At 67.3% G+C, this 24,084-nt stretch carries 22 protein-coding genes; 12 read left to right on the top strand and 10 right to left on the bottom strand.

From position 1 onward, the window contains the following. Nucleotides 1-17: 17 nt before the first annotated feature. Nucleotides 18-548, bottom strand: a complete 531-nt coding sequence (locus OG326_RS05600; protein ID WP_327143538.1) for an LppU/SCO3897 family protein — start codon at nucleotides 546-548, stop codon at nucleotides 18-20. Nucleotides 549-855: 307 nt separating this feature from the next. After that, a complete protein-coding gene (locus OG326_RS05595; RefSeq protein WP_327143537.1) occupies nucleotides 856-2,427 on the bottom strand; it encodes an endoglycoceramidase I in 1,572 nt (523 codons plus the stop codon). Between the two features lie 184 nt (nucleotides 2,428-2,611). Between OG326_RS05595 and OG326_RS05590 the strand changes: the two genes are divergently transcribed. The 4 genes from OG326_RS05590 (at nucleotide 2,612) to OG326_RS05575 (ending at nucleotide 7,146) form a co-directional block, all read left to right on the top strand. After that, nucleotides 2,612-4,270 (top strand): DNA repair helicase XPB, encoded by a 1,659-nt coding sequence (locus OG326_RS05590; RefSeq protein WP_327143536.1) that lies wholly within the window; start codon nucleotides 2,612-2,614, stop codon nucleotides 4,268-4,270. A 38-nt stretch (nucleotides 4,271-4,308) separates the two neighbouring features. After that, nucleotides 4,309-4,977, top strand: a complete 669-nt coding sequence (locus tag OG326_RS05585) for a DUF3239 domain-containing protein (RefSeq protein ID WP_327143535.1) — start codon at nucleotides 4,309-4,311, stop codon at nucleotides 4,975-4,977. A gap of 61 nt (nucleotides 4,978-5,038) precedes the next feature. Further along, nucleotides 5,039-5,677, top strand: a complete 639-nt coding sequence (locus tag OG326_RS05580; RefSeq protein WP_327143534.1) for a LysE family translocator — start codon at nucleotides 5,039-5,041, stop codon at nucleotides 5,675-5,677. 62 nt (nucleotides 5,678-5,739) lie between these two features. Continuing rightward, complete coding sequence (locus tag OG326_RS05575; RefSeq protein WP_327143533.1) at nucleotides 5,740-7,146, top strand: M1 family metallopeptidase; 1,407 nt, start codon at nucleotides 5,740-5,742, stop codon at nucleotides 7,144-7,146. Nucleotides 7,147-7,190: 44 nt separating this feature from the next. Here the strand turns inward: OG326_RS05575 and OG326_RS05570 are convergent, their stop codons facing one another. Further along, nucleotides 7,191-7,835 (bottom strand): LysE family translocator, encoded by a 645-nt coding sequence (locus OG326_RS05570; protein WP_327143532.1) that lies wholly within the window; start codon nucleotides 7,833-7,835, stop codon nucleotides 7,191-7,193. A gap of 373 nt (nucleotides 7,836-8,208) precedes the next feature. Beyond that, complete coding sequence (locus tag OG326_RS05565) at nucleotides 8,209-9,390, bottom strand: pyridoxal phosphate-dependent aminotransferase (protein ID WP_327143531.1); 1,182 nt, start codon at nucleotides 9,388-9,390, stop codon at nucleotides 8,209-8,211. A gap of 205 nt (nucleotides 9,391-9,595) precedes the next feature. Here OG326_RS05565 and OG326_RS05560 point away from each other — a divergent pair, with 205 nt between their 5' ends. After that, entirely contained in the window at nucleotides 9,596-9,835 is a 240-nt protein-coding gene (locus tag OG326_RS05560; protein ID WP_327143530.1) for a hypothetical protein, read from the top strand. A 140-nt stretch (nucleotides 9,836-9,975) separates the two neighbouring features. Here OG326_RS05560 and sigJ read toward each other — a convergent pair whose 3' ends face one another. Next, nucleotides 9,976-10,899 carry an RNA polymerase sigma factor SigJ gene (gene sigJ / locus OG326_RS05555; RefSeq protein ID WP_327143529.1) on the bottom strand — a complete coding sequence of 308 codons (924 nt, stop codon included), beginning with the start codon at nucleotides 10,897-10,899 and terminating at the stop codon, nucleotides 9,976-9,978. Between the two features lie 92 nt (nucleotides 10,900-10,991). Here sigJ and OG326_RS05550 point away from each other — a divergent pair, with 92 nt between their 5' ends. Continuing rightward, the gene (locus OG326_RS05550) at nucleotides 10,992-11,573 is read left to right on the top strand and encodes a GNAT family N-acetyltransferase (protein ID WP_327143528.1); all 582 of its coding nucleotides are present in this window, start codon (nucleotides 10,992-10,994) and stop codon (nucleotides 11,571-11,573) included. A gap of 141 nt (nucleotides 11,574-11,714) precedes the next feature. On the opposite strand, the gene OG326_RS05545 is transcribed toward OG326_RS05550, so the two are convergent. The 3 genes from OG326_RS05545 to OG326_RS05535 all read right to left on the bottom strand — a co-directional run bounded on the left by OG326_RS05545 (nucleotide 11,715) and on the right by OG326_RS05535 (nucleotide 14,377). Continuing rightward, complete coding sequence (locus OG326_RS05545; protein WP_327143527.1) at nucleotides 11,715-12,809, bottom strand: 3-deoxy-7-phosphoheptulonate synthase; 1,095 nt, start codon at nucleotides 12,807-12,809, stop codon at nucleotides 11,715-11,717. Between the two features lie 308 nt (nucleotides 12,810-13,117). Beyond that, entirely contained in the window at nucleotides 13,118-13,480 is a 363-nt protein-coding gene (locus tag OG326_RS05540) for a PH domain-containing protein (protein WP_327143526.1), read from the bottom strand. A gap of 12 nt (nucleotides 13,481-13,492) precedes the next feature. After that, the gene (locus OG326_RS05535; protein ID WP_327143525.1) at nucleotides 13,493-14,377 is read right to left on the bottom strand and encodes an oxidoreductase; all 885 of its coding nucleotides are present in this window, start codon (nucleotides 14,375-14,377) and stop codon (nucleotides 13,493-13,495) included. Between the two features lie 88 nt (nucleotides 14,378-14,465). Here OG326_RS05535 and OG326_RS05530 point away from each other — a divergent pair, with 88 nt between their 5' ends. The 4 genes from OG326_RS05530 to OG326_RS05515 all read left to right on the top strand — a co-directional run bounded on the left by OG326_RS05530 (nucleotide 14,466) and on the right by OG326_RS05515 (nucleotide 17,896). Further along, nucleotides 14,466-14,630 (top strand): DUF5993 family protein, encoded by a 165-nt coding sequence (locus OG326_RS05530; RefSeq protein WP_327143524.1) that lies wholly within the window; start codon nucleotides 14,466-14,468, stop codon nucleotides 14,628-14,630. Then, nucleotides 14,624-15,280 (top strand): disulfide bond formation protein B, encoded by a 657-nt coding sequence (locus OG326_RS05525; RefSeq protein ID WP_327143523.1) that lies wholly within the window; start codon nucleotides 14,624-14,626, stop codon nucleotides 15,278-15,280. Before OG326_RS05530 ends, OG326_RS05525 begins: the two co-directional genes overlap by 7 nt. A gap of 67 nt (nucleotides 15,281-15,347) precedes the next feature. Further along, the gene (locus OG326_RS05520; RefSeq protein WP_327143522.1) at nucleotides 15,348-16,976 is read left to right on the top strand and encodes a (2,3-dihydroxybenzoyl)adenylate synthase; all 1,629 of its coding nucleotides are present in this window, start codon (nucleotides 15,348-15,350) and stop codon (nucleotides 16,974-16,976) included. A gap of 47 nt (nucleotides 16,977-17,023) precedes the next feature. Further along, nucleotides 17,024-17,896: an oxidoreductase gene (locus OG326_RS05515; protein WP_327143521.1), complete on the top strand. Its 873-nt coding sequence runs from the start codon at nucleotides 17,024-17,026 to the stop codon at nucleotides 17,894-17,896. A 20-nt stretch (nucleotides 17,897-17,916) separates the two neighbouring features. Here OG326_RS05515 and OG326_RS05510 read toward each other — a convergent pair whose 3' ends face one another. Further along, nucleotides 17,917-19,251, bottom strand: a complete 1,335-nt coding sequence (locus OG326_RS05510) for a salicylate synthase (protein WP_327143520.1) — start codon at nucleotides 19,249-19,251, stop codon at nucleotides 17,917-17,919. 198 nt (nucleotides 19,252-19,449) lie between these two features. On the opposite strand from OG326_RS05510, the gene OG326_RS05505 reads away from it, so the two are divergent. Continuing rightward, nucleotides 19,450-21,816 carry a glycerol-3-phosphate 1-O-acyltransferase gene (locus OG326_RS05505; RefSeq protein ID WP_327143519.1) on the top strand — a complete coding sequence of 789 codons (2,367 nt, stop codon included), beginning with the start codon at nucleotides 19,450-19,452 and terminating at the stop codon, nucleotides 21,814-21,816. Continuing rightward, nucleotides 21,813-23,330 (top strand): HAD-IB family hydrolase, encoded by a 1,518-nt coding sequence (locus OG326_RS05500; RefSeq protein ID WP_327143518.1) that lies wholly within the window; start codon nucleotides 21,813-21,815, stop codon nucleotides 23,328-23,330. The genes OG326_RS05505 and OG326_RS05500 overlap by 4 nt, the downstream gene beginning before the upstream one ends. Here OG326_RS05500 and OG326_RS05495 read toward each other — a convergent pair. Next, a complete protein-coding gene (locus tag OG326_RS05495; protein ID WP_327146387.1) occupies nucleotides 23,327-24,028 on the bottom strand; it encodes a polyprenol monophosphomannose synthase in 702 nt (233 codons plus the stop codon). The two genes, OG326_RS05500 and OG326_RS05495, sit on opposite strands and share 4 nt — an antisense overlap. Nucleotides 24,029-24,084 lie beyond the last annotated feature (56 nt).

The raw sequence follows: 24,084 nt of genomic DNA, 5'->3' as shown, positions 1-24,084 counted from the left end.
GGGATTCGAGAGTTGTTTTAACCCTTGGGATTTCCCAGGCAGAACGTGGTCTTCGGGTCCGAGACGGTCCGGAATCCGATCGAGGTACTCGCGTCGCACTGGAATTCATCGGCCTGACCGTCGATGCGCTTGGTCACCTTGAAAGAGGCTTCGGGCGCAGTGCAGTCCACGGCTTTGTATCCGGTGGTGGAGCTTTCGTTGTAGCAGGCGCCCTCTTTGAAGTTGGGCGTCAGGCACAGGAAGGCGGTGGTGCCGCCGTTCATGGTCTCCTCATAGGAGGTCTGCTCGTCTTTGCAGTCGGTCTTCTTGTCGTAGACCTGTGCGACCTTGTAGACCGCCTTATCGGAGGAGCAGTCGACCGGCTCGGTCTTGGAGTCGACCATCGACCCCGAGATCACGTTGATACAGTCGCCGACCTTGGACTTGGCGGTATCGGACTTGCTGGCGTCCTTGATCATCGAACACCCGGTCACGGCCAGTGCGGCCACGGCCAGGGCCATGAGGGCCAGTACGAGGCGCAGGAGCGGCCTCGTCCCTGTGAACTTCACCTGTGAAAACCTTTCTCACCGAACAGTTCACGGCTGCCGTGAACGCGGTGAGGATACCTTTGGGCCCGCGGCGGCCGCATCAGCGCAGCGGGCTTTCAAGAGGTAAGCGGGTATCAGTACATATGCAGGCCGCGCATGGCCAGCAGCGAGTAGTTGAGAATGCTGGGGAGGAGGCTGGTGAACAGCCCGATTCCGTAAAACGCCATGATTCCCTCTCGATTTGGGCGCATGTCCAGGTGCTCGCGCCTCGTCATGTGTCGTGAGACACCTATGGATCGTTACACACTCCGGTGGATAAATCGCGCCGTCATCCCACTGATCCCGATCCGCCCGACCCCGTCCCCGACCCGGAACCCGCGGAGCCGGAACCCGAACCCGACGACAGCCCCGACGAACCCGACCCCGCGGAACCGGTGCCGATCGGACCGGTGGGCACGGTGGCGCCCTTCGAACCGGGCCGATTGATGTAGACGGTGACCGGCAATGCGGAATTCGCCTCCACGGTCACCACGCGCGCACCCGCCGGTGACGTAATGACGCCACCGTCCACCCGGGCCTGATAGCCGCCCGGGTAGTGCACATCGGAGACATAGATCTCGGTCGGCTTCGGCCCGGGGCGCGGGGTGTACCGGTAGGCGAAGTCACCGGTGGCCGGATCGAAGATCATCCGCCCGGGCGTCCCCGCGGTGGCCTGCGGATAGGTGCGGACCAATTGCTGCCCGATCGAGCCGAGGAAGGGATCCGGTCGCGGACCGCCCGCGCCGAAGCCGGAGGCGTAATGCCAGTACTGCCAGCTGATGAACCGATCATCGGCCCGCGTCACGGTATTGCTCAGCACGGTCGGGTCGCCGTCGCCGAATTCGGTGACCAGGGTGGGCAGATGCGTACGCGCGGTGAAGGAATCGATATTGCCCCAGGTCTTGTCCTGCTGCGGCGGGCACAGACCCTTCAGGAACGCCGGCAGGTTCAGATAGATGGCGAGCTGACTGGGAATGCAGTAATCGTGTGGCGCGAAGGCGATATCGGGCGCGGTGATCGGCGGATTCCTGCCGAGATTTGTCGGCATGGTTTCGTTCCAGGTCACATTCGGCTCCCAGAACACCATGGTCCCGGTATTGCGCGCCCGCACCGCATCGGTCAACTTCTGCATTGCCGCTTGATATTTCACGTCGAAGCTCGGGCAGCCGTCGGGATAGCAGGACAGGAAGGCCGAACCGGGCCACGGCTCGTTCAACAGCTCGAAGCCGAGCACGCCCGCGTGGCCGTCCACCCGCGCGGCCAGCGCGCCGAGCGCCTGGCCCAGGTAGTCGAGAACGCCATTGCTGTTGTTCCACACCTCATCCCAGCCCTTGTTCATACTGGGCTCGAGGTAGTAGAGCGGGAAGCCGAGGTTCGGCTCCAGCGGTCCGGGCCGCGATTGCAGCGCCCATTCGGGAAAACCGTTGCCGCCCCAGATCTTCGAGAGACCGTCCTGATGATTGTCGAGCAGGGTGTGAATCCCGTACTGCGCCAACGTATCCACCACACCGGCGACACGGTCCAGATACGCGGTGTCGACGACGCCCCTGGTGGGCATGAGCCCATCGAAGGAGACGCCGAGCCGAACGGTATTGAAGCCGTGCCCCGCCAGCAGCGCCGCATCGTCGGCGGTGAGGGTGAACCCGTCCCCCGGTTCGATATAGGGCGGTTCCTTGTCCACATTGTTCACGCCGTGCAACACCACGACGCGCCCGGAATCATCGACGAACGCGGCGCCGTCGGTGTGTATCGAATCGATCGGCGCGGCCTGCGCGCTCGGCGTCGTGACCAGCAGCGCGCCCCCGAGCGCCGCCGCCACCAGGCTCGCCGTCCATCGTCTGCCCCGTACTCCCCTGCGCATCGGCACCTCTGATTCAGCTTTCGGAATAACAAGAAATAGTTGGACAGTTGCCCAAGTTCGAGTGATCGTAGCCACCGGAACTCGGGGCTTGACCGTTTTCACGGAATTGGCGGCCGCAGCGCTGTCGGTGCCATCAGGGACAATGGACAACGGCCCGATCGGGCCCGACAAGCCAGGAGGTGCCGTGACCGACGGACCGCTCATCGTTCAAAGCGACAAGACACTGCTGCTCGAGGTCGATCACGAGGCCGCGAACGCGGCCCGGCAGTCCATCGCGCCGTTCGCGGAGCTGGAGCGCGCACCGGAGCATGTGCACACCTACCGCATCACTCCGCTGGCACTGTGGAACGCCCGCGCGGCCGGTCATGACGCCGAGCAGGTGGTCGACGCCCTGGTCAAGTACTCCCGGTACGCCGTACCGCAGCCGCTGCTGGTGGACATTGTCGACACCATGGGCCGGTACGGGCGACTGCAGCTGGTGAAGAGCCCGGTGCACGGCCTGACCCTGGTGAGCCTGGATCGGGCGGTGCTCGAGGAGGTGCTCCGGCACAAGAAGATCGCACCCATGCTGGGCGCGCGCGTCGATGACGACACCGTGGTGGTGCATCCGTCCGAGCGCGGCCGGATCAAGCAGATGCTGCTGAAGATCGGCTGGCCCGCCGAGGACCTCGCCGGTTATGTGGACGGCGAGGCGCACGCCATCGACCTGGATTACGAGGGCGGTCACTGGCATCTGCGCGACTATCAGGAGATGGCCGTCGACTCGTTCTGGGCGGGCGGCTCCGGCGTGGTCGTGCTGCCGTGTGGTGCGGGCAAGACCATGGTCGGTGCGGCGGCCATGGCAAAAGCCAAGGCCACCACCCTGATTCTGGTCACCAATACCGTGGCCGGGCGGCAGTGGCGGCGCGAGCTGCTGGCCCGCACCTCGCTCACCGAGGACGAGATCGGCGAGTACTCGGGCGAGCGCAAGGAGATCCGGCCGGTCACCATTGCCACCTATCAGGTGGTCACCCGCAAGACGAAGGGTGAATACCGGCATCTGGAGCTGTTCGACAGCCGCGACTGGGGTCTGGTCATCTACGACGAGGTGCATCTGCTGCCCGCGCCGGTCTTCCGCATGACGGCGGATCTGCAATCGCGCCGCCGGCTCGGCCTCACGGCCACCCTGGTGCGCGAGGACGGGCGCGAGGGAGATGTGTTCTCGCTCATAGGTCCCAAGCGCTACGACGCCCCGTGGAAGGACATCGAGGCGCAGGGCTGGATCGCTCCGGCCGACTGTGTCGAGGTCCGGGTGACGCTCACCGACGCCGAGCGGATGGCGTACGCCACCGCCGAACCGGAGGAGCGCTACAAGCTGTGCTCCACCGCGCGCACCAAGATTCCGGTGGTGGAATCGATTCTGGCGCAGCACCGGGGGTCTCCCACCCTGGTCATCGGCGCGTACCTGGATCAGCTCGACGAGCTGGGCGAACACCTGAACGCACCGATCATCCAGGGCTCCACCCGGACCAAGGAGCGCGAGGCGCTGTTCGAGGCGTTCCGGCAGGGGGAGATCCCGGTGCTGGTGGTCAGCAAGGTGGCCAACTTCTCCATCGACCTACCGGAAGCGTCTGTGGCCGTCCAGGTTTCGGGCACCTTCGGTTCCCGGCAGGAGGAGGCCCAGCGGCTCGGGCGCCTGCTGCGGCCGAAACACGATGGCGGCCAGGCTCACTTCTATTCCGTGGTCGCGCGTGACACGCTGGACGCCGAATACGCCGCGCACCGGCAGCGTTTCCTGGCGGAGCAGGGGTATGCCTATCGCATCACCGATGCAGACGACCTGCTGGGGCCGACGTTAGGATAACTGGAGGAATAACCTCCGGTAGGTGGGAGAGAACGCACGTGCGACGCTTCGAATTCGCGGTGGACCGTGAGCATGCCCGGGCGGTCAACGAAGTCGTCGCCCAGTTGCGGCGGTTGCGCGTGCTCGGGATCGGCGCGGCCCTCGTGCTGGGCCTGGGCACCGCATTTTTGGTGTGGGTGAACCATCCGTGGTCGTATCTGCTGGCGGTGGCCTTTGTCCTCGGGGCGGCCACCTCGCTGTTCATCGGCCTGTGGACGCCGCACCGCGCCCGCGTCGACAAGCTTTACGCGGCAGGCGAACTCGTGCCCGCCGTGGTGTCGAAGACCGACGGCCCGGGGGCCACCCTGCTGGCGCTGGTGGATCTGGCCAAGCCGAATGCCGACGGCCCGCGCTACGCCCTGGTGACCCGCACCGTGCGCGCGCTGCCCGGGCATCGCATTCGTGTCGGTGAGCGCGTCCCCGCGGTGACCGTGCGCATCGATCGCGCGCCCGGATCGGTCGGCGATCTGTGGCAGTCGGTGAGCGCCATGCCGATCGCCTGGGGAACTCGCGATCTCAATGTCATCGAGCGGGCTCGCAGCGAGATTCGCGAGGTCGAGTGGGAATTGCTCACCGACAATCTGGATCTGGCGGACAAGGTGCGGGATGTGGACGCCAAACGGCTGCTGCTGGATCCGCAGCAGCTTCCGGACGAGCTACGCGGTTAGCCGGCGGTCTGCTCGCCGCTTTTTCCGCGAAATCCCTTGCGGCGCTGCGTAGACTGAGTCGATGATCCCCGGCGCTAATCTGCTGGCGTTTTTGGTCGCCGGCACCATTCTCATCGTAATCCCCGGGCCCGGTGTGCTTTTCGTCATCGGCCGCGCACTCAGTTCAGGTCGCCGGGCGGCATTGCTCTCGGTGCTGGGGCATTCACTGGGCGTGCTGGCGATGCTGGTGCTGGTGGCGGCCGGACTCGGGGCGGTGGTGGCGGCCTCGGCCATCGCACTGACGGTCGTGAAGCTGGCGGGCGCGGTCTACCTGATCTACCTGGGGGTACAGGCGATTCGGGAGCGCCGGTCGCTGCGCGAGGCCTGGGAGTCGCGGGCCGAACCGGCGCAGGGCGTGCGGCTGCTACGCCAGGCCTTCCTGGTCGGCGTCAGCAATCCGAAGGCCATCATCTTCTTCTCCGCGGTGCTGCCGCAGTTCGTATCCCCGGCCGCCGGCCGGGTGCCCTTGCAGATCCTGATTCTGGGGCTCATCTTCGTCGCCATCGCACTGGTGTCCGACAGCAGCTGGGCGCTCGTCGCCGGGTTGGCGCGGGACTGGTTCGGCCGCTCCCCCAAGCGGCTGGAGAACCTCGGCGCGGCGGGCGGGGTGATGATCATCGGGCTGGGCGCCACCGTAGCCGTGTCGGGCACCAGTAGCTGACGACGGCGGCGACTAGCATCTCTGCTGGTCGGGGTGGACGTCGAAAAGGGGTCGCGCAGCGTATGAGGCTCAGGTGGGTGCGGTACACGGTGCTGGGTGCGGCGCTGGTGACGGTGACGAATACGGCGCCGGTGCAGGCGGGTCCCGGCGATCCGTTCGCGGGAGCGCCCGGGGCCGGTGATCCCTACTATCCGCTGGACGGCAATGGCGGATATCGCGCCGAGCACTACGACGTCACCGTCGGGTACGACCCGGCCGGGCATCAGCTGACGGGCTCGACCCGGGTGGACGCGGTGGCCACGCAGGCGATGCACACCTTCGACCTCGATTACAGCGGGCCGCAGGTGACCGCGGTGACGGTCAACGGCCTGCCCGCCGCATTCGATCGCACCGACGAGCACGAACTCGTGGTGACGCCCATGCTGCCGCTGCTGCCCGGACTGCCCTTCGCGGTCCAGGTGCAATACGCGGGCGCGGTCACCGGAACCGACGGCGCGGGCTGGGTCTTCTCCCCCAGCGGCGGGGCTTTTGTTGCGGGCGAACCGCATTCGGCGAGCAGCTGGTATCCGCTCAACGACACCCCTTTGAACAAGGCGACTTTCGCGCTGCACGCGACGGTGCCCGCCGAATGGGAGGTGATGTCGAACGGGGTGAAGATCCGCGATGTGGTGCAGGGCGCGAATCGGACCGTGGATTGGGAAATGCGGCAGCCCGTGGCGGGCTATCTGACCACCATTGCCATCGACCGGTTCGAATTCCTGGAACAGCGCGGCGCCGACGGCACTCCGCTGCTGAGCGCCTTCGCGCCGGATGCGCTGCAGGCCAAGGGGATCGAGCAGCGACTGCCGGAGATTCTGGATTTCGAGGAGCAGCTGTACGGGCCGTACCCGTTCGATACGGCGGGCGGCATCTATGTCGATACCGATCTGCAGTTCTCGCTGGAGACGCAATCGCGGCCCATCTACGCGCCCTGGACCGATCTGGGGACCGTGGTGCACGAGATCGCCCATCAGTGGTGGGGCGATTCCATGTCGGTGCGGCACTGGTCCGATGTCTGCCTGAACGAATGCTTCGCCAGCTACACCGCCGACTACCTGTGGCCGGAGCGCAAGGACGGCAAGGATGTCGACGCGCAGTACCGCGAGACCGTCACCGAATACCATGACAATCCCAAGTTCTGGGAGATCGCGCTGCAGAACCCCGGCGCCGGAAACGAATTCACCTCGGTCTACTACCGCGGGCCGCTGTTCCTGCACGCCCTGCGCCGCATCATGGGCGATGCGGCGTTCTTCCCGGCCGTCCACGACTTTGTCGGAGCGCATCGGTACGGCAATGCCTCCATGCCGGAGTTCCGGCAGTTCACACAGTCCCGGACACCGGTGAACCTGGACGGATTCTTCGGCGCCTGGCTCGATCGCACCGATCGCCCGGCCGACGAATTCCTCTACCCCGGCTCATTGCGCCCCTGACTTCCGCGCCGGGTGACGAGCGCTCAAACAGGATGGCGGGGCGCTCAAGCAGGTAGCGGCCGGGCGCGGTCGGTGGCGACCAGGGCCGCCATCGCGCCCAGCACGGTCCCGGTGACGAGGCGTTGCGCGCGCAGCCAGAGTGGCCGTCCCGCAAGGAAACCGGCCACCGCGCCCGCGCTCACCACAATGAGCGAGTTCACGGTCAGCGCGACGGCGATCTGCACCGCGCCCAGGCCGAGGCTCTGCAACCACACCCGGCCGTCTTCCAGCACGACGAACTGCGGAATGAGCGCCATGTACATGATGGCGATCTTGGGATTGAGCAAATTGGTCACGAACCCCATGGCGAACAGCCGCCGCGCCGGATCGACCGGCAGCGCCTCGGGCGCGAAGGCCGACACCCCGCCCGGCCGCACCGTCTTCCACGCCAGCCAGGCCAGATAGCCCGCACCCGCCAGCTTCAGCGCCAGATACAGCGCAGGCACCATGCCGAATACGGCGGTGATCCCGGCCGTGGCCGCCGCCAGATACACCGCAAACCCGGCCGCCACTCCGGTCAGCGACACAAACCCGGCCCGCCGCCCCTGCGAAACGGTCCGCGACACCAAATACATCATGTTCGGCCCGGGCGTCAGCACCATCCCCAGCGCCGCCGCCGAAACCCCGAGCACCGCCGCCATCCCGATCATCCCCCGATCCTCCGCGACCCGGCCCGCCCCTGTCGCGGTCCACTCACCACCCACTGGCCCGCTACCAACGACCCACCCCATTCGACACTCCCGCCCGGTCATCCCCGGCACTCCCGCCCGGTCATCCCCGGCACTCCCGCCCGGTCATCCCCGGCACATCCGCCCGGTCATCCCTGGCACATCCGCCCCGTCACCCCGGCACATCCGCCCGGTCACCCCCGGCACATCCGCCCCGTCACCCCGGCACATCCGCCCCGTCACCCCCGGCATGCTTTTGGCCGGGATCCACCCATCGACGTAGATCCCGGCCAGAAGCGCACCGGGATGACGGGGTTACTCGCGCCAGATGACGATCGGTGCCTCTGCCGACCTTCTAGCGCGAGGCGGCGGTTTTGCCGGCGCGGAGGCGGCGGATGCCTTCGGCGATGGTGTCTTCTTTTTTGCAGAAGGTGAAGCGCACCAGGCGGTTCCAGGAGGGCTTGTCGTCGGCGAAGACGCTGACGGGGACCGCGGCTACGCCGAGTCGTTCGGGGAGTTCGCGGCAGAAGTCGTAGGCGTCGGTGGCGCCCAGGGGGGTGATGTCGGCGCAGACGAAATAGGTGCCGTCGCTGCGCTTCACGCCGAATCCGGCGTCGGCGAGGGCGGCGGACAGGCGCAGGCGCTTCTCCGAGAGGGTGTCGCGCAGGGCCGAGATCCACTGCTGCTCATTGTTCAGGGCGTAGGCGATGGCGGGCTGGAAGGGGCCGCCGCCCACGAAGGTGAGGAACTGTTTGGCGGCGAGCACGGCGTCCAGCAGCGGCGCGGGGGCGCAGGCCCAGCCGATCTTCCAGCCGGTGACGCTGAATGTCTTTGCGGCGCTGGAGATCACAATGGTGCGCTCGAACATGCCGGGCAGCGTGGAGATGCTGATGTGCTCGTGGCCGTCGAAGGTGAGGTGCTCGTAGGCCTCATCGGACATGACCAGCAGATCGTGCTCGATGGCGATCTCGGCAATGGCGGCCAGATCGGCGCGCGAGAGCACGGTGCCGGTCGGATTGTGCGGCGAATTCAGCAGCAGCAGACGGGTTCTGGGGGTGATGGCCGCACGCAGGCTATCCAGGTCGAGGGCGAAACCGTCGCCGTCGGGGACGAGGCGGGCGGTGCGCCGCTGGGCCCCGGCCAGCGCGACGGCCGCCGCGTAGGAGTCGTAGTACGGCTCGATGAGCACCACTTCGTCACCCGGTTCGACGAGGCCCAGGACGGTGGCGGCAATGGCCTCGGTGGCGCCGACCGTGACGAGCACCTGGGTATCGGGGTCGTACTCGGTGCCGTAGCGGCGGGCGCGGTCGGCGGCGATGGCCTGCCGCAGCGCGGGAACGCCACGGCCGGGCGGGTATTGGTTGAAGCCGTCGGCAATCGCCTGCTGTGCGACCTGCAGCATCCCGGCCGGCCCATCGGTGTCCGGGAAGCCCTGTCCGAGATTGACGGCGCCGTGGCGGACGGCGAGTTCGGTCATCTCGGCGAAGATCGTCGATGCGTAGGGGCGCAGCCGAGCGACAGTCGGAATGTGGGGCATGTTCGGAGGATAGTCCACACCCGGAAAGGGTTGCGATTCAATAGCGAACGCCTATGTTTCACTTTCAATTCGAAGCTTCTACCTGGGCCGTTGTGCATTGTCCCAAAGGCAGCTACGGTGCCCGTGTTTTATCTCACACTGCCTATAAGCAGCTTCTCGAAAAGGGCGAAACATGGCCTCGTACATAGATCTTCTGCTGCACCCGGTGACTACCGTCAACCTCTTCCATCACGCTTCGATTCAGCTGATCGACACCATTACCGGTGGTTCGTCCACTCCGAACCTGGATCTCGGCTCCAGCCTGCCGGGCTCGGGTTCGGGCACCGGCTCCGGCACCGGATCCGGTATCGGCAATTGCATGGGCTCCGGATCCGCGGCGAGCCTGTCCGGCGGGGTCTCCTGCGGCGGCGCCTCCGGCTCCGGGGTAGTGCCGCCCAACAACTAGCGACTTCCATTGCGCGGCAGGCCAGTCGGGGGTATGCCGCCCGATCGCACGGTGAACTCGCCGGCGCGGTCGCGATATTCGCGATCGCGCCGGCGCTGCCTTCATGCGCGTCAGTCCATCTCAGTGCGCGTCAGGCCATCTCAGTGCGGCAGCCGAATGCCCTTGAGCTTGGCCGGATTGACGAGATCGTAAATGCCCCAGATCTTCCCGCCGGAAACGGTGAACCCGTACACCCGCTGCGGCGTACCGGGATGACCGTTCCACGAGGCGCGCTCGTGCACCAGCAGACCGAGCTGCCCGTTGACGAGCACCGGTTCGAACGCGCCCGCCGACTGCTCCTGGTCGTCGAACCCGTACCTGGTCCGCAGCCCCAGCCACAGCCTGGCGTTCTTCTCCACTCCCGCAACCACATTCATCGCGGTCGCGGTGGTACCCCCGGCATCGCCGATGGTGCGCACGTCCGGATGCAGTGCCGCGACGACCCCGTCCACATCACCGCGATACAGCGCCTCCAGCAGCTGCCGCACCGCCGTGTCGTGCTCGGTGTCGGTGACCGGTTCCGGCATGTGCGCCAAGGCTTTCCGCGCCCGCGTCGCCAAGGCCCGGGCAGCCTCGGTGGACACGCCGAGCAGCTCGCCGATTTCGTCGAAGGGCACCGTGAAACCGTCGTGCAGGACGAAGGCCACCCGCTGCGGCGGGGTGAGCGCATCCATCACGACCAGGGCGGCGAAGCGCGCATCCTGTTTGCGCACCACCGCGGCCAGCGGATCGGGCATGCTCGAGGGCAGCGGGCTGGTGACGATGGGCTCCGGAAGCCATTGCCCCACATACTGCTCCCGCCGCGCGGTGGCGCTGCGCAGGCGGTCCAGGCAGATGCGGGAGACGACGGTGGTGAGCCAGGCGCGCAGGTCCTCGATCTCGTACTGGCGGGCGACCGCGAGCCGTAACCAGCTCTCCTGCACCGCATCCTCGGCATCGGCGACACTGCCCGTCAACCGGTAGGCCACCGAGAGCAGGTGCGCCCGATGGGTTTCGAACAAGTCGGCGAGAAGAGCGGCAACCATTGAGCCGATCCTACGGTCGTATGCCGACAAGCCGGGCACCGGTCCCGGAAAACCCGATACTCCGCGGCCGGGTTCCGTGACAGCATGACTCGATGGATGCGCGGACGCTCTCGAACGGAACACTCTGGCTGTCGCCGCCCACGGTGCGGGATATCGACGACATCACCGCCTGCTGCCAGGAACCTTCGGTCGGACAGTGGACCACCATGCCGGTCCCCTACATCCGGGCCGATGCCGAGAAATTCGTCTACGACATGGTCACTCCCGGCTGGGCCGCACGCAGCCCGACCTGGGCCCTGCGCCTGGCCGCGGACGCGCCGGTGATCGGCATGATCGGCCTGGGCCCCATCGATTCCCGCCGCGAGGACGCCGCCGCCGAGATCGGTTTCTGGCTCTCGCGCGCCGTGCGCGGCCGCGGCCTCATGACCCAGGCCGTGCACCTGGCCTGCGAGGCCGGCTTCCACCGCGATTTCCTGGGCCTGGCCCGCATCGAATGGCGCGCCATCGTGGGCAACCACGCCTCCGCCGCCGTGGCCCGCCGCGCCGGCTTCCACTACGAGGGCCTGCTCCGCGGCGGCTGCCTGCAACGCGGCGCCCGCCGCGACAGCTGGATCGCCTCCCGCCTGCACACCGACCCCGCCGCACCAGCCACCGACTGGCCCGCCAACGTCTGACACCCACGACCCGGCCGCCACCGTCCCGGCACACACCCGTCATCCCGGCATGCTTTCGGCCGGGAGCCACACCCGCAGCAGTCCAACGGGTTTCAGTGGATCCCGGCCGAGAACGCGCCGGTATGACGGGTCGGCGGCCCGCTAGGCGCGGTGGGCGCGGCGGGCGGTGACGGCGTCGGCGAGGCGCTCGAGCTGGGTGGCGGTGACGTCCCAGTCGAGGCAGGCGTCGGTGATGGACTGGCCGTAGGTGAGGTCTTCGGCGTGGCCGAGGGTGAGGTCCTGGCGACCGGCCACGAGGAAGCTCTCCAGCATGACGCCGACCACGCCCTGTTCCCCGGCGGCAATGCGCTCGGCGATATCGGTGACGACGTCGACCTGCTTGTTGTGGTCCTTATTGCTGTTGCCGTGCGAGGCATCCACGACCAGGCGCTGCGGCAGCGACGACTTCTCCAGTCGGATAAGGGCTTCCGCGCAGGAGGCGGCATCGTAATTGGTGCCGTTGCTGCCGCCGCGCAGGATGACGTGGCAGTCCGGGTTGCCCGCGGTGCGGATGAGCGCCGAACGCCCGTCCAGATCGGTGCCGGGGAAGACGTGGCTGGCCGCCGCGGCGCGCACGCCGTCGACCGCGACCTGCACATCACCGTCGGTGCCGTTCTTGATGCCGACCGGCATGGACAGCGCGCTGGAGAGCTGCCGGTGCACCTGGCTGGCGGCGGTCCGCGCGCCGATCGCACCGTAGGACACCAGGTCCGCGATGTACTGCGGGGTGATGGGGTCGAGGAATTCGCACGCCACCGGCAGGCCGAGCGCGGTGATGTCCACCAGCAGCTCCCGGCCGACGTTCAGCCCGGTATTGATATCGAAGCTGCCGTCCAGGTGCGGATCGTTGATCAGGCCCTTCCACCCGAGCGTGGTGCGCGGCTTCTCGAAGTAGACGCGCATGACCACGTGCAGCCGATCCCCCAGCTCGGCCGATTTGGCGGCCAGCTTCTGCGCGTACTCCATGGCGGCGGCGGTGTCGTGCACCGAGCACGGCCCGACGATCACCATGAGGCGGTCGTCCGCACCGGTGAGCACCTCGACGGTGGCCTTGCGCCCGGCGCGCACGGTGTCGGCGAGCACATCGCCGATCGGGTGCGCGGTACGGACCTCACGCGGTGAGCTGAGCGGGCTCACGCTGAGGGTGCGCTGGTCATCAAGATCGGCATGCCGATCGATATCGGCTGCGAGAGTCATGATCGTGGGTTCCTTGTCTCAGGCCGACCCACGGAGAGTTACTGCGAAACCCCTTGGCGCCGGTCTGTGTTCGTCCGGCTCGGGGTGGAAGAGGTCAGCGCAGGTTCACGCCGCGCGACCCACCCGGGGCCGGCTGGCTAAACCAGAAATACGTGCGCTGCATGCCAGGCAGAGTATCAGAAATCGCCGAGGGTGCCTGTGGCGGTGACCACAGCCGCGCCCGCGCATCCCACACTCCGGGATCACGTCCCACCGCTCGGGCATCACGGCCGCGCGTCCGGCCCGGCCGGCGGTGCGGTTCGCCTCGGCTACTGCGTGATGTAGTGCAGGATCACGTCGTGCGCGTGCCGCGTCTTGTCATCGCCGCGGAACTCCACCTCATAGGTGTGGTGCCCGGTGCTGATGGCCAGATGTCCCGAGGAGAACCACTGCCCCGCGAACGATTTGTTGGTCAGAATGCTGACACTGCTGATCCGCGCGTACGGAATGCTCGTGATGGCGATCTTCTTCCCCACGAACGAATTGTCCTGGATGATCACGCGCCGATCGGTGAGCCCCAGGAATCCGGTGCCCACCCCGATCGCGTCGTACACGGCGATGATCGCCTCACCCGGCAGCAATCCGGCTTGAATTTTGTCCAGCTGATCGCGGCGGTCGAACGGAACACTCATGGCTGCCGGCGGCTATCGGCGCGGGAACGAGAAGCTGACCTTGGTCAGCTGTTCCGACAGCTCCCACAGGCGGCGGGCGGTCACCTCGTCGCGCGAGGCGGCGCTGGAGCCGCTGCGGCCGGGATGACCGCGCAGCCCGCGCAGGCCGGTCGGACCGTAGTACCGGCCGGGCTCCACCTCAGCGGAGGTGGCGGCGAAAAGTGTTGGCAGCGCACCCATCCGAGCGCTCTGCGCGAAGAGCCGATTGCCCACCGCCATCAGCGCGTCGTAGACCGACTCGGTATGGGCCTGCAGGTCGGTGGCCGCATAACCGGGGTGCGCGGCCAGTGACAGCTTCGGTGAACCGGCGGCGGTCAGGCGGCGTTGCAGTTCATAGGCGAACATCAGATCCGCGAGCTTGGACTGCCCGTAGGCGGCCCAGCGCTGATAACCGCGGCGCTCCCAGTTGAGGTCCTCGAGGTCGATCTTGCCCATGGCGTGCGCTCCGCTGGACAGCGTGACGATGCGGTCGCGCACCTTGTCCAGCAGCAGGGCCGTCAGTGCGAAATGACCGAGATAGTTTGTGCCGACCTGCATTTCGAAGCCGTCGGCGGTGCGCTTCAGCGGCACCGCCATCACGCCCGCATTGTTGATAAGCACATCGGCCGAATCGATGGAGTCGGCGAATTCGCGCACCGAGGCCAGATCGGCGAGATCCAGGCGGCGCACCTGCACGCCCCTGCCGATCTCACCGGCGACGGACCGGGCCTTGACCTCATTGCGGCAGGCCATGATCACCTGCGCCCCGGCCCCGGCCAGCGCACGCGTTGTCGCCGCGCCCAGCCCGCTGTTGGCGCCCGTCACAATGACCGTTCGACCGGTCTGATCCGGGATGTCGGCGATGTCCCAACCACTCACCTGATCGAGTCTAGGGGTGGGCGGGCGCGACCGTCGGGTCTCGCCGACAACGGTGGAATGCCCGAAAATTGCGGTAGCGTCCGCAACCATGGATACGCTCATACTCTTGGGTTTGCTGGGGGTTTTGATCCTGATCTACAAACAGAATTCCCGGCGCTCGATTCTGGCCGCCTGGTGGATCGTGGCCCTGCTGAGCGCCGTACTGCTGAAGTTGCACATCACCAGCAGTCTCGGTCTGGGGCTGACATGGTGACCGAGACCGCGGGCGCCGAAACCCGCAGCGGCGCACTCGGTCAGGTGCAGTACTGGCTGGCCGTCATCTTCGTCGCCGGCTGGGCGGGCGTGATCTGCGGCGGGCTCGGATTCCAGTTCGTCAATGGGGAGTACCCGTGCCCGCTGTGCATGCTGCAGCGCTATTTCATGATGCTGGCCGCGCTGGGCGGGGCGTACATCGTGCGCAAGGGCATGAACGGGACCGTCGCGCCGCGCGATTACGCGGTCGGCTGGGGTCTGGCGATCGTGGCCTGCTTCGGCGGCGGCTTCACGGCCTGGCGGCAGACCATGCTGCACATCCTGCCGGGCGATCCCGGGTACATGGGCGCGGTGTTCGGGCTGCACCTGTACGTATGGGCGTGGATTCTGTTCGCCGCGGCCATCACGACAATCGGTGTGGTGCTGTCGTTTTCGTACCTGACCGCCACCACCACGATTCCGGATGTGCCGCACCGGATGGCGGGGAAACTCGCGATCGGATTCCTCGCGCTGGTCATCGTGGTGAATATCGTCGCCACGTTCTTCCTCGAGGGATTCCACGCCAAGCTGCCCGATGATCCGGCCTGCTATCAGTTCTTCCACGACATCGGAGTACTGAAGGACGGCTGCGTACTGCCTGGGACGCACTGACTTCTGCCGAGTGAGATAGGGTTGCCTAACCTTTCTAAGTAACCCTTACTCGCTAGAGGTCGTCGCTGTGACATCGAATCCGTCCGCCGTCCGGGACCACCGTGACGGCTTCGTCCCCTTCCCCGCCGATCTCGCGGCGAGCTACCGGCAGGCCGGGTACTGGGCCGGACGCCCGCTCGGCGAACTGCTGCGCGAGGCCGCGCGGCAGTGGCCCGATCGCCCGGCGCTGCTGGCGGATTCCGGCACACCGGGCGCGGGTGCGACCTACGACCAACTGGATGTCGCGGCCGACCGGATGGCGCACGGCATGCTGGCGCTGGGTCTGCGCCCCGGCGATCGAGTCGTCGTCCAGCTGCCCAATGTGCTGGAGTTCGTGCCGGTGCTTTTCGGGCTGCTGCGCGCCGGAATCATTCCGGTGCTGACCCTGCCCGCGCATCGCCGGGCCGAGATCGAGCACCTCACCCGGCTCTCCGGCGCGGTCGCGTACATCATCGCCGATCGTCTCGGCGACTTCGACTACCGCGCCCTGGCCGAGCAGGTGCGCACCGCCGTGCCCACGCTGCGGCATGTGCTCGTGCTCGGCGAGCCGGGCCCGTTCACCGATCTGCATTCCGTTCCCGCGGAGGGTGATTCGCTGCCGGAGATCGATGCTGCCGATATCGCCCTCATGCTGGTGTCGGGCGGCACCACCGGACTGCCGAAGCTGATCGCCCGCACCCACGACGACTACACCTACAACGCGACGTCCAGCGCCGCGATCTGCGAACTCGGCCCCGAGGACGTCTACCTCGCGACACTGCCCGTCGCACACAACTTTCCGCTGTCCTGCCCCGGCATTCTCGGCACCATCGCCACCGGCGGCGGCATGGTGTTCATCACCGATCCGAGCCCGGAGAACGCCTTCGCCGCCATCGAACGCCACGGCGTGACGGTCACCGCCGTGGTCCCGCCGCTGGCGCAATTGTGGTGCGCCGCAGTGGAATGGGAGGAGGCCGAGCTGTCGTCGCTGCGCCTGCTCCAGGTGGGCGGCGCGCGGCTGGCCGAGGTCAATGCGCGCGAGGTGGAGCCCGCCCTGAAGGCGCGGTTGCAGCAGGTGTTCGGCATGGCCGAGGGCCTGCTCAACTACACCCGCCTCGACGATTCCGACGAACTCGTCCGCACCACCCAGGGCCGTCCGCTCTCCCCCGCCGACGAGGTGCGGGTGGTCGACGCCGACGGCAATGACGTTCCGGACGGCGAGGAGGGTGAGCTGCTCACCCGCGGCCCGTACACGATTCGCGGCTACTACCGTGCCCCCGAGCACAATTCGCGCGCCTTCACCCCCGACGGCTACTACCGCAGCGGCGATCTGGTGCGCCGCCTGCCGAGCGGGCATCTCATGGTCTCCGGGCGTATCAAGGATGTGATCAATCGCGGCGGCGAGAACATCTCCTGCGATGAACTCGAGGAGCATCTGCTGGCGCATCCGGTGGTCCGGCACGCCGCCGCGGTCGGCCTGCCCGATGCCACGCTCGGCGAAAGGGTCTGCGCGGTTCTGGTGGTGGACGGTGAGATGCCCTCGCTCGCCGCGATCAAGACCTTCCTGACCGAGCGCGGACTCGCGACCTACAAACTGCCCGATGTGCTGCGCCAGGCGGACACGCTGCCGATCACCGCCGTGGGCAAGATCGACAAGAAGGCCTTGCGCGGAAGCTGAAACGCGTTCGGCGAGACAAGCCGCCACCCACACCATAGAGTTCGGCTATGGGTGGGTGGAACACGTCGAATATTCCGGATCTGACCGATCGGACCTTCATTGTCACCGGGGCGACGAGCGGGCTGGGCGCGGCCACCGCACGGGCGCTGGCCGAGGCCGGCGGGCTCGTGATCATGGCCTGCCGCAATGAGATCAAGGGGCAGGCGGTCGCCAAGACCATCAAGGGGCGGGTGCAGGTGCGCTCGCTCGATCTGGCCGATCTGCGCTCGGTGCGCGCCTTCGCCGATACCGTGGACTACGCGGATGTGCTGATCAACAATGCCGGTGTGATGGCGGCTCCGCTCAGCCGCACCGCCGACGGCTTCGAACTGCAGATCGGCACCAATTTCCTCGGCCACTTCGCACTGAGCGGCTTACTGCTGGAACGCATCTCGGGGCGCATCGTGAACGTCAGCAGCGTCACGCACTACATCGGCCGCATCGATCTGGACGACCTGAACTGGGAGCATCGCTCGTATCAGCGATTCGGCGCGTACGCCCAGTCGAAGCTCGCGCTGCTGCTGTTCACCTACGAGCTACAGCGGCGCCTGTTCACGGTCGAGTCACCGAAACTGGCAGTGGCCGCGCATCCGGGATATGCGGCCACCGAGATCAACTCCAAAGCGCAGAATCTGCTGGAGCAGGTCATCGACCTGGGTAATCGACTGATCGCGCAGAGCGCCGAGGCGGGCGCGCTGCCCACGCTCTTCGCCGCCGTCGGCGACGCCGAGCCGGGCGGCTACTACGGGCCCTCCGAATGGTTCGGCTGGCGCGGGAAGCCGGGCCTGGTCAGTTCCAGCGCCGCCTCACACGATGAGAAGACCGCCCGCCAGCTCTGGGAGCTGGCGGAACGGCTGACCGGCGTCGACTTCCCGGTCTGAGTCACTCACGACGAAAAGTGTTATGCCCGCACGACATAGGGTGCGACGCTGCCCAATTTCTCGCAGGTCTCCTCGAATTCGCGTTCCGGGCGGGACTGACCGACTACACCCGCGCCCGCGCGCAGCCACGCGCCCGCACCGGTCTGATAGACGGCGCGCAGCACCAGCGTCGCCTCCAGTGCACCGTCCGGTGAAACCGTCACCACCGCACCGGAATACAGTCCGCGCGGATCATGGTCGAGGCGGAAGACCGCGTCGACGCCGGCCGCCTTGGGAATCCCGGAGGCCGTCACCGACGGGAACAGGGTCTCCAGCGCATCCCACGGGCTCCTATCGGCCGCCAGCAGGCCCTTCACCGTGGAAGCCAGATGCTGCACGCTGCCGCGCTCCCGCACCGCCATGAAATCCGAGACGACCGTGGTCTCCGGCTCGGCCACCGCGGCGATCTCCGAGAACGAGGTCTGCACGGAAATGGCGTGCTCGACAATCTCTTTGGGATCACCGATCAGCTCGGCGCGGGCCGCGGTATCGACGGCGGCGCCGCGGCCGAAGGCCCGGGTGCCCGCAAGCGGTTCGGTGGTCACCATGCGATCGGCGTCCACCGCGGCCACCAGCTCGGGACTGAACCCGGCCGCTTCGAGGCCGCCGAGCCGCAGCAGGAAGGAGCGGGCCGGGGTGTTGTGCATGCGGCCCAGCCGGTAGGTGTCCGGAATGTTCACGGCGAAGGGCAGATCCACCTTCCGCGACAGGATCACCTTCTGATATTTGCCGGCGTGGATCTCGGCGACGCCGGTCGCGACGCGGTCGGCGTAGGCGGTCGGGTCGATCGTGACATCCACCGGATGCGCCACCGGCAGCGCGCTGCCCTGCGAGGCGGTGATCAGCTCGTGGATATCCGCGGTCTCCGCGGGCGTGGCTCCGGCGACCCGGATCCCGGTCTCGTCGATGCGCACCTCGATGCGCGGAATCATCAGATGCGCCAGCGTGGCCCGGGGGTGCACGTGCGCGGTCGCGCCGAGCGACCAGGCGCAGAACTCGAAACCGATCCAGCCGTACGCGTTTCGCTGCCCGAGCGGTAGTTCGGCGAGGGCGCGATCCACGGCCTGCGCCGGACTGCCCGTCCAGGCGCCGGCGGTGGTCTGCCCGTCCCAGGTGGAGCGCAGCTCGTCCGCGTCCAGTTCCACACCGCCGAGCGGATCGGCCGCGAACACCCAGGCGCCCGGCTTCTCGTAGACGACATATTCACCGAAGCGATCGGCCGCCGCGAGCGCGGATACCGCCGCCACCGGATCGGTGACATGTTCGCCCCATCGCCGCTCGTCGTCGAGCCGTAACCGTTCGTCCGTGGCTGCCACCGGTCCTCCAAGGTTATGCTTACCTAACTTATCGAGCGAGGTTAGCATTACCTTGCTTCGAATAGAAAGGCTACGAAAGCGAGCTCCGTCACGCCGCGAATCCCGCACCACGATCGAGGAATTGAGCGACCCGCAGTGCCGGTGCCCCTCTTTCCGCTTCAATGGGTTGCGGCGGTTCACGCGCGGAGGGAACTACAGATGCTCGATCACGACAGTCGGCTCCCGGAAGCCGCCACCATCCCCGGTTCGGTGGTGGCGCTCGTCGATGCCACCGGGCGGGTCGAACGCGAACTCATCGGCAACTGGCTGGCCGAGGGCGGGATCGCGCAGGAGTTCGGCACCAGCGCGCCCGTCACCCAGCTCGATCTGGACGCCGGCGCCGTCGGCGACCGGCTCGTCGGACGCCACGACGATCCACTGGTGGTGCCGGTGCGGGTGCTGTGGCTGCCACCCGAACGCGACGGGGTGCGGCGCACCAGCTTCGGCGATCTGCTCACGCTGTCCAATCCACGCAAGCCGAATCGGCTCATGCAGCGGCGGCTCGTCACCAACGCGCCCGATCGGCATCTGGTCCTCACCGGCGCACCCGCCCGCCTGAGCGAGCTGCGCGCCAATAATCCAGGCGCGGCCGGAGCGCCGGAAGCCTTCGCGCGCGCCATAGTTCGCGCGGGCATCGTCGCCCTGGAGCGCGCCGAGCGCGCCGTCATCGGCGACCGGTACAAGGTGCCGCGACTGGTGGTCGAGGAGATCCTGGACTCACCGGAATTCCTGCGCCGGCTCGATGCCATTGCGGAACAGACGGATACGCCCGCGCGCGAGGTGTACCGGCGAGCCGAACGCGGACTGCGGGAACTGGTCGCCGCGCAGAGCCGGCTGGTGTCGGATCTGTTCACCCAGGCCATGCGCCCGGTGCACGCCTCCACCTGGAAGGTCGACGACGATCCGGCCGGACTGGACCGGCTGCGGGCCCTCAATCGCCGCTATCCACTGGTATTCCTGCCCTCGCACCGGTCCTATGTGGACGCGTTCGTGCTCGGAGATATTCTGGCGCGCAATGACTTTCCGCCCAATCATGTGGTCGGCGGAGCAAACCTGAAATTCTGGCCGATCGGACCCATTGCCCGGCGCACCGGAACCGTATTCATTCGGCGCAGTTTCGGCGATGACGAAGTGTACAAAGCTGTTGTCGAAGAATACTTCGCCTATCTACTCGCCAAACGATTCAATCTCGAATGGTATTTCGAAGGCGGGCGCACCCGCACGGGTAAACTCCGGCCGCCGCGCTATGGCCTGTTGAATTATCTTGCGGCAGCGCTGCGTTCATCGCGCATCGACGATGTCATGCTGGTTCCGGTCTCCATCACCTATGAGCGGCTCAATGAAATCGGCGCCATTGCCGACGAACAGACCGGCGGCAGTAAACAAGCCGAGGGATTGGCCTGGCTGGCGCGCTATGTGCGCAATCAACAGCATTCGGCGGGGCATGTGTACGTGCGTTTCGGCAACCCGCTGTCGGCGCGCGACCGGCTCGCCGCACTCGGAGATCCACTGCGCCCGCACGACTTCGAGGCCGCACCGGAGATCGTGGAGCTGGAACACCGGGCGGTGCAGCGCCTGGCCTTCGAGGTCGCCGTCGGCATCAACGACGTCACCCCGATCACCGTCAACGCCCTCACCACGCTGGTCCTGCTCGGCGTGCACGAACGCGCCCTCACCCGCAGTGAGCTGCGCACCGCCATCGAACCCGTGCTGGACTACATCGGGAGCCGGGACCTGCCCTGCGGTGAACTCCTCACGCTGCGTGACGATCACGGGCTCGCCGTCGTGCTCGAACAGCTGGCCGTGGCCAAGGTGGTCACCGTGTACCGCGGCGGGCTGGAGCCCGTCTACTCGATCGGCGCGGGCGCACACCTCGAGGCCGCGTTCTATCGCAATAGCGCGGTGCACTGGTTCGCCAATCGCGCCATCCTGGAGCTGGCCATCCTCACCGCCGTCGAGGCGCCCGAGGGCGATCAGCTGCGGGTCGGCTGGGAAGCCGCCTACCGGCTGCGGGACCTGCTGAAATTCGAATTCTTCTTCCCGGAGCGCGCCGAGTTCACCACCCAGCTCACCGCCGAGATGCTGCGCGTGGACCCGGAGTGGCACCGGCGCACCGCGGCCGGGACCGTCGGCTCCGAAATCCTCGCCAGGCTGGCAGAATCCGGATTCATGATGGCGCACCGCGTGCTGCGGTCCTTCTTCGACGCCCAGCTCGTGGTCGCCGAGCGCCTGGCCGCCCGCGATCCGGCGCTCGCCGTCGACAAGAAGGCCTTCCTCGATGAATGTCTGCAGGTCGGCAGGCAGATGCTGCTGCAGCAGCGGCTGCACAGCCCCGAATCGGTGTCCTCCGAATTGTTCGGCACCGCACTCAAACTCGCCGATAATCACGGGCTGCTCGAACCTGCCGACGATCTCGAGGACCTGGTCGCCCGGCGCGCCCGCTTCGCCGAGGAGCTGCGGGGCATCGGGGCGCGCATCAACCGGGCCGCCACGCTGGACCCGTCCAATCGGCGGGATGCGCTGTGACACACCGCGCCGCAGGTGAGCTACTGTCGCCGCCGCCCCGCCCGGGCGTCGGCATCATCGAACAACCCGTCAACACCATCGATCTCGAGACCGCCGTCGCCGCCATCCGCTCCGGACCGCAGGGGCCGGGCATCGCCGCGATCTTCGACTTCGGCGGCACCGTGCTGCACGGCTTCAACCCGCCCGCGGCCGTCCGGCGAATCCTGCGGCGGCGCAGCGGTTCCACCGCACTCACCGCCACCATGCTCGGCAGCATTCGCGGAGCCCGCAGTGAGGGCGAATACGAGCGCTTCCTGCAGCAGGCCATGCAGACCTGGGCCGGAGTGCCCGAGAGCGAACTCGAACAGCTCGGCGCGGCACTGTTCGTGAAGACCGTGCACGGGCACCTGTATCCGGAGGCGTGGCGGCTCATTCGCGAACACGAAACCGCCGGGCACACACTGGTACTCGTGAGCTCGCTCACGCGATATCAGGTGCAGCCGGTCGCCGCCGAGCTCGGCATCCCGAATGTGCTGTGCACGACCATGGTGGTGCAGGACGGGGTGCTCACCGGGCATGTCGACGGGAAGCCGCTGTGGCGCAACGGCAAAGCCGATGCCGTCCGGCGCTTCGCCGCGGCCCACCGGATCGACCTGACCGGCAGCTGGGTGTACGCCGACAGTGCCGCCGACCTGCCGCTACTGGGGGTCGCGGGGCATCCGGTCGCCGTCAACCCGGACCCGCGCGTGGTGCTCGAAGCCGCCGAAAAGGAGTGGCCGGTCCTGCATTTCCGGCCCCGGCAGGCGCCCAAGGCCAGCGATTACGCCCGCACCTTCACCGGATTCGGGGCGCTGGTGGGCGGCGCGCTGTTCGGCGTCGCCGCCAAGGCGCACACCAAAGAGCGCAGGCAGATGGCGGATTCGATGATGACCGTCGCCGCCGACTCCACCCTGCGCGGCACCGGTGTGCGGGTCCGGGTGGTGGGCGCCGAAAACGCCCGCGCCCCACGGCCGGCCGTCTTCCTGTTCAACCATCAGAGCCAGTTCGACATCGTGGTCATCGCCGAGGTGCTCGGCGCCGGATTCACCGGCATCGCCAAACGCGAGGTCGCCGGCAACCCGCTCTTCGGACCGCTCATGCGGTTCGTGGAGGTCACGTTCATCGATCGGGGCGATACCGCCGCCGCCAAGGCCGCCCTGGCACCGGTGGTCGACACCCTGCGGGGCGGGCTGTCCGTCGTGATCGCCCCCGAGGGCACCCGCTCGATGACACCGCGTATCGGCCCCTTCAAGAAGGGCGCCTTCCACATCGCCATCCAGGCCGGAGTCCCGATCATCCCGGTGGTCATCCGCAATGCCGGCGAAATCTCCTGGCGCAACTCACCTGTCGTCCGCAAGGGCGTCGTAGACGTGGCCGTCCTGCCGCCCATAGACGTCAGCGGCTGGGACCCGGACCACATGGATGACGAAGTGGCACAGGTCCGTCAGCTGTTCGCGGACACCCTGCTGCACTGGCCCGAAGACCAGACCTCCTAGACCTGCTTGCCGAACAACAGCTTCCAGGGCATCAGGGCCGATTCCAGCTGGACCTTCAGGCTCATCTTGGACGCGCCCTTGGTGCGCTCCTCGAACCGGATCGGCACCTCCGCGATCGCGATGCCCTTCTTGACGGTCCGGTAGTTCATCTCCACCTGGAACGAGTATCCGTTGCTCTTGATGGAGGCCACATCGATGGCGCGCAGCGTATCGGCCTTCCACGCCTTGAATCCGGCGGTGGCATCCTTCACCCCGAGCCGCAGCAGCAGATTCACGTAGAAGTTGGCCCACGCGGAGAGCGCCTTGCGGTGCCACTTCCACTCGTCGGCCGTGGAACCGCCGGGGACATACCGGGATCCGAGCACCACGCCCGCGTCCGTGGTCTCCAGCTTCTCCAGCATGGCCGGAATCACCTCGGCCGGATGCGAGAGATCGGCATCCATCTGGATGACCACATCCGCACCCTCGTCGAGCGCCCGGGTGATGCCCGCGATGTAGGCCCTCCCCAGGCCGTCCTTCTCGGTGCGATGCAGCACGCTCACCACATTCGGCAGGTCGACGGCCAGCTTGTCGGCCACCTCGCCCGTGCCGTCCGGCGAATTGTCGTCCACAACCAGCACATGCAGGTCGGCCACCGGTAGCGCGGTCAGCCGCTCCACCGCCACCGGCAGGTTCTCCCGCTCGTTGTAGGTCGGCACCACCACGGTCACCTTCAAGGCTCGCCCTCCCGCTCGATTCTCGTCCGTACACACCT

Source organism: Nocardia sp. NBC_01327 (assembly GCF_035958815.1).
In the GTDB taxonomy this organism is placed as follows: Bacteria; Actinomycetota; Actinomycetes; order Mycobacteriales; family Mycobacteriaceae; genus Nocardia.
This window is presented reverse-complemented; position numbering and strand designations above follow the sequence as displayed.

Bases quoted from the DNA above. Each gene is read 5' to 3' on its own strand.
- OG326_RS05595 (WP_327143537.1), bottom strand. From the start codon at position 2,427: ATGCGCAGGGGAGTACGGGGCAGACGATGGACGGCGAGCCTGGTGGCG.
- OG326_RS05580 (WP_327143534.1), top strand. From the start codon at position 5,039: ATGATCCCCGGCGCTAATCTGCTGGCGTTTTTGGTCGCCGGCACCATT.
- OG326_RS05575 (WP_327143533.1), top strand. From the start codon at position 5,740: ATGAGGCTCAGGTGGGTGCGGTACACGGTGCTGGGTGCGGCGCTGGTG.
- OG326_RS05570 (WP_327143532.1), bottom strand. From the start codon at position 7,835: ATGATCGGGATGGCGGCGGTGCTCGGGGTTTCGGCGGCGGCGCTGGGG.
- OG326_RS05565 (WP_327143531.1), bottom strand. From the start codon at position 9,390: ATGCCCCACATTCCGACTGTCGCTCGGCTGCGCCCCTACGCATCGACG.
- sigJ (WP_327143529.1), bottom strand. From the start codon at position 10,899: ATGGTTGCCGCTCTTCTCGCCGACTTGTTCGAAACCCATCGGGCGCAC.
- OG326_RS05550 (WP_327143528.1), top strand. From the start codon at position 10,992: ATGGATGCGCGGACGCTCTCGAACGGAACACTCTGGCTGTCGCCGCCC.
- OG326_RS05545 (WP_327143527.1), bottom strand. From the start codon at position 12,809: ATGACTCTCGCAGCCGATATCGATCGGCATGCCGATCTTGATGACCAG.
- OG326_RS05540 (WP_327143526.1), bottom strand. From the start codon at position 13,480: ATGAGTGTTCCGTTCGACCGCCGCGATCAGCTGGACAAAATTCAAGCC.
- OG326_RS05530 (WP_327143524.1), top strand. From the start codon at position 14,466: ATGGATACGCTCATACTCTTGGGTTTGCTGGGGGTTTTGATCCTGATC.
- OG326_RS05525 (WP_327143523.1), top strand. From the start codon at position 14,624: ATGGTGACCGAGACCGCGGGCGCCGAAACCCGCAGCGGCGCACTCGGT.
- OG326_RS05515 (WP_327143521.1), top strand. From the start codon at position 17,024: ATGGGTGGGTGGAACACGTCGAATATTCCGGATCTGACCGATCGGACC.
- OG326_RS05505 (WP_327143519.1), top strand. From the start codon at position 19,450: ATGCTCGATCACGACAGTCGGCTCCCGGAAGCCGCCACCATCCCCGGT.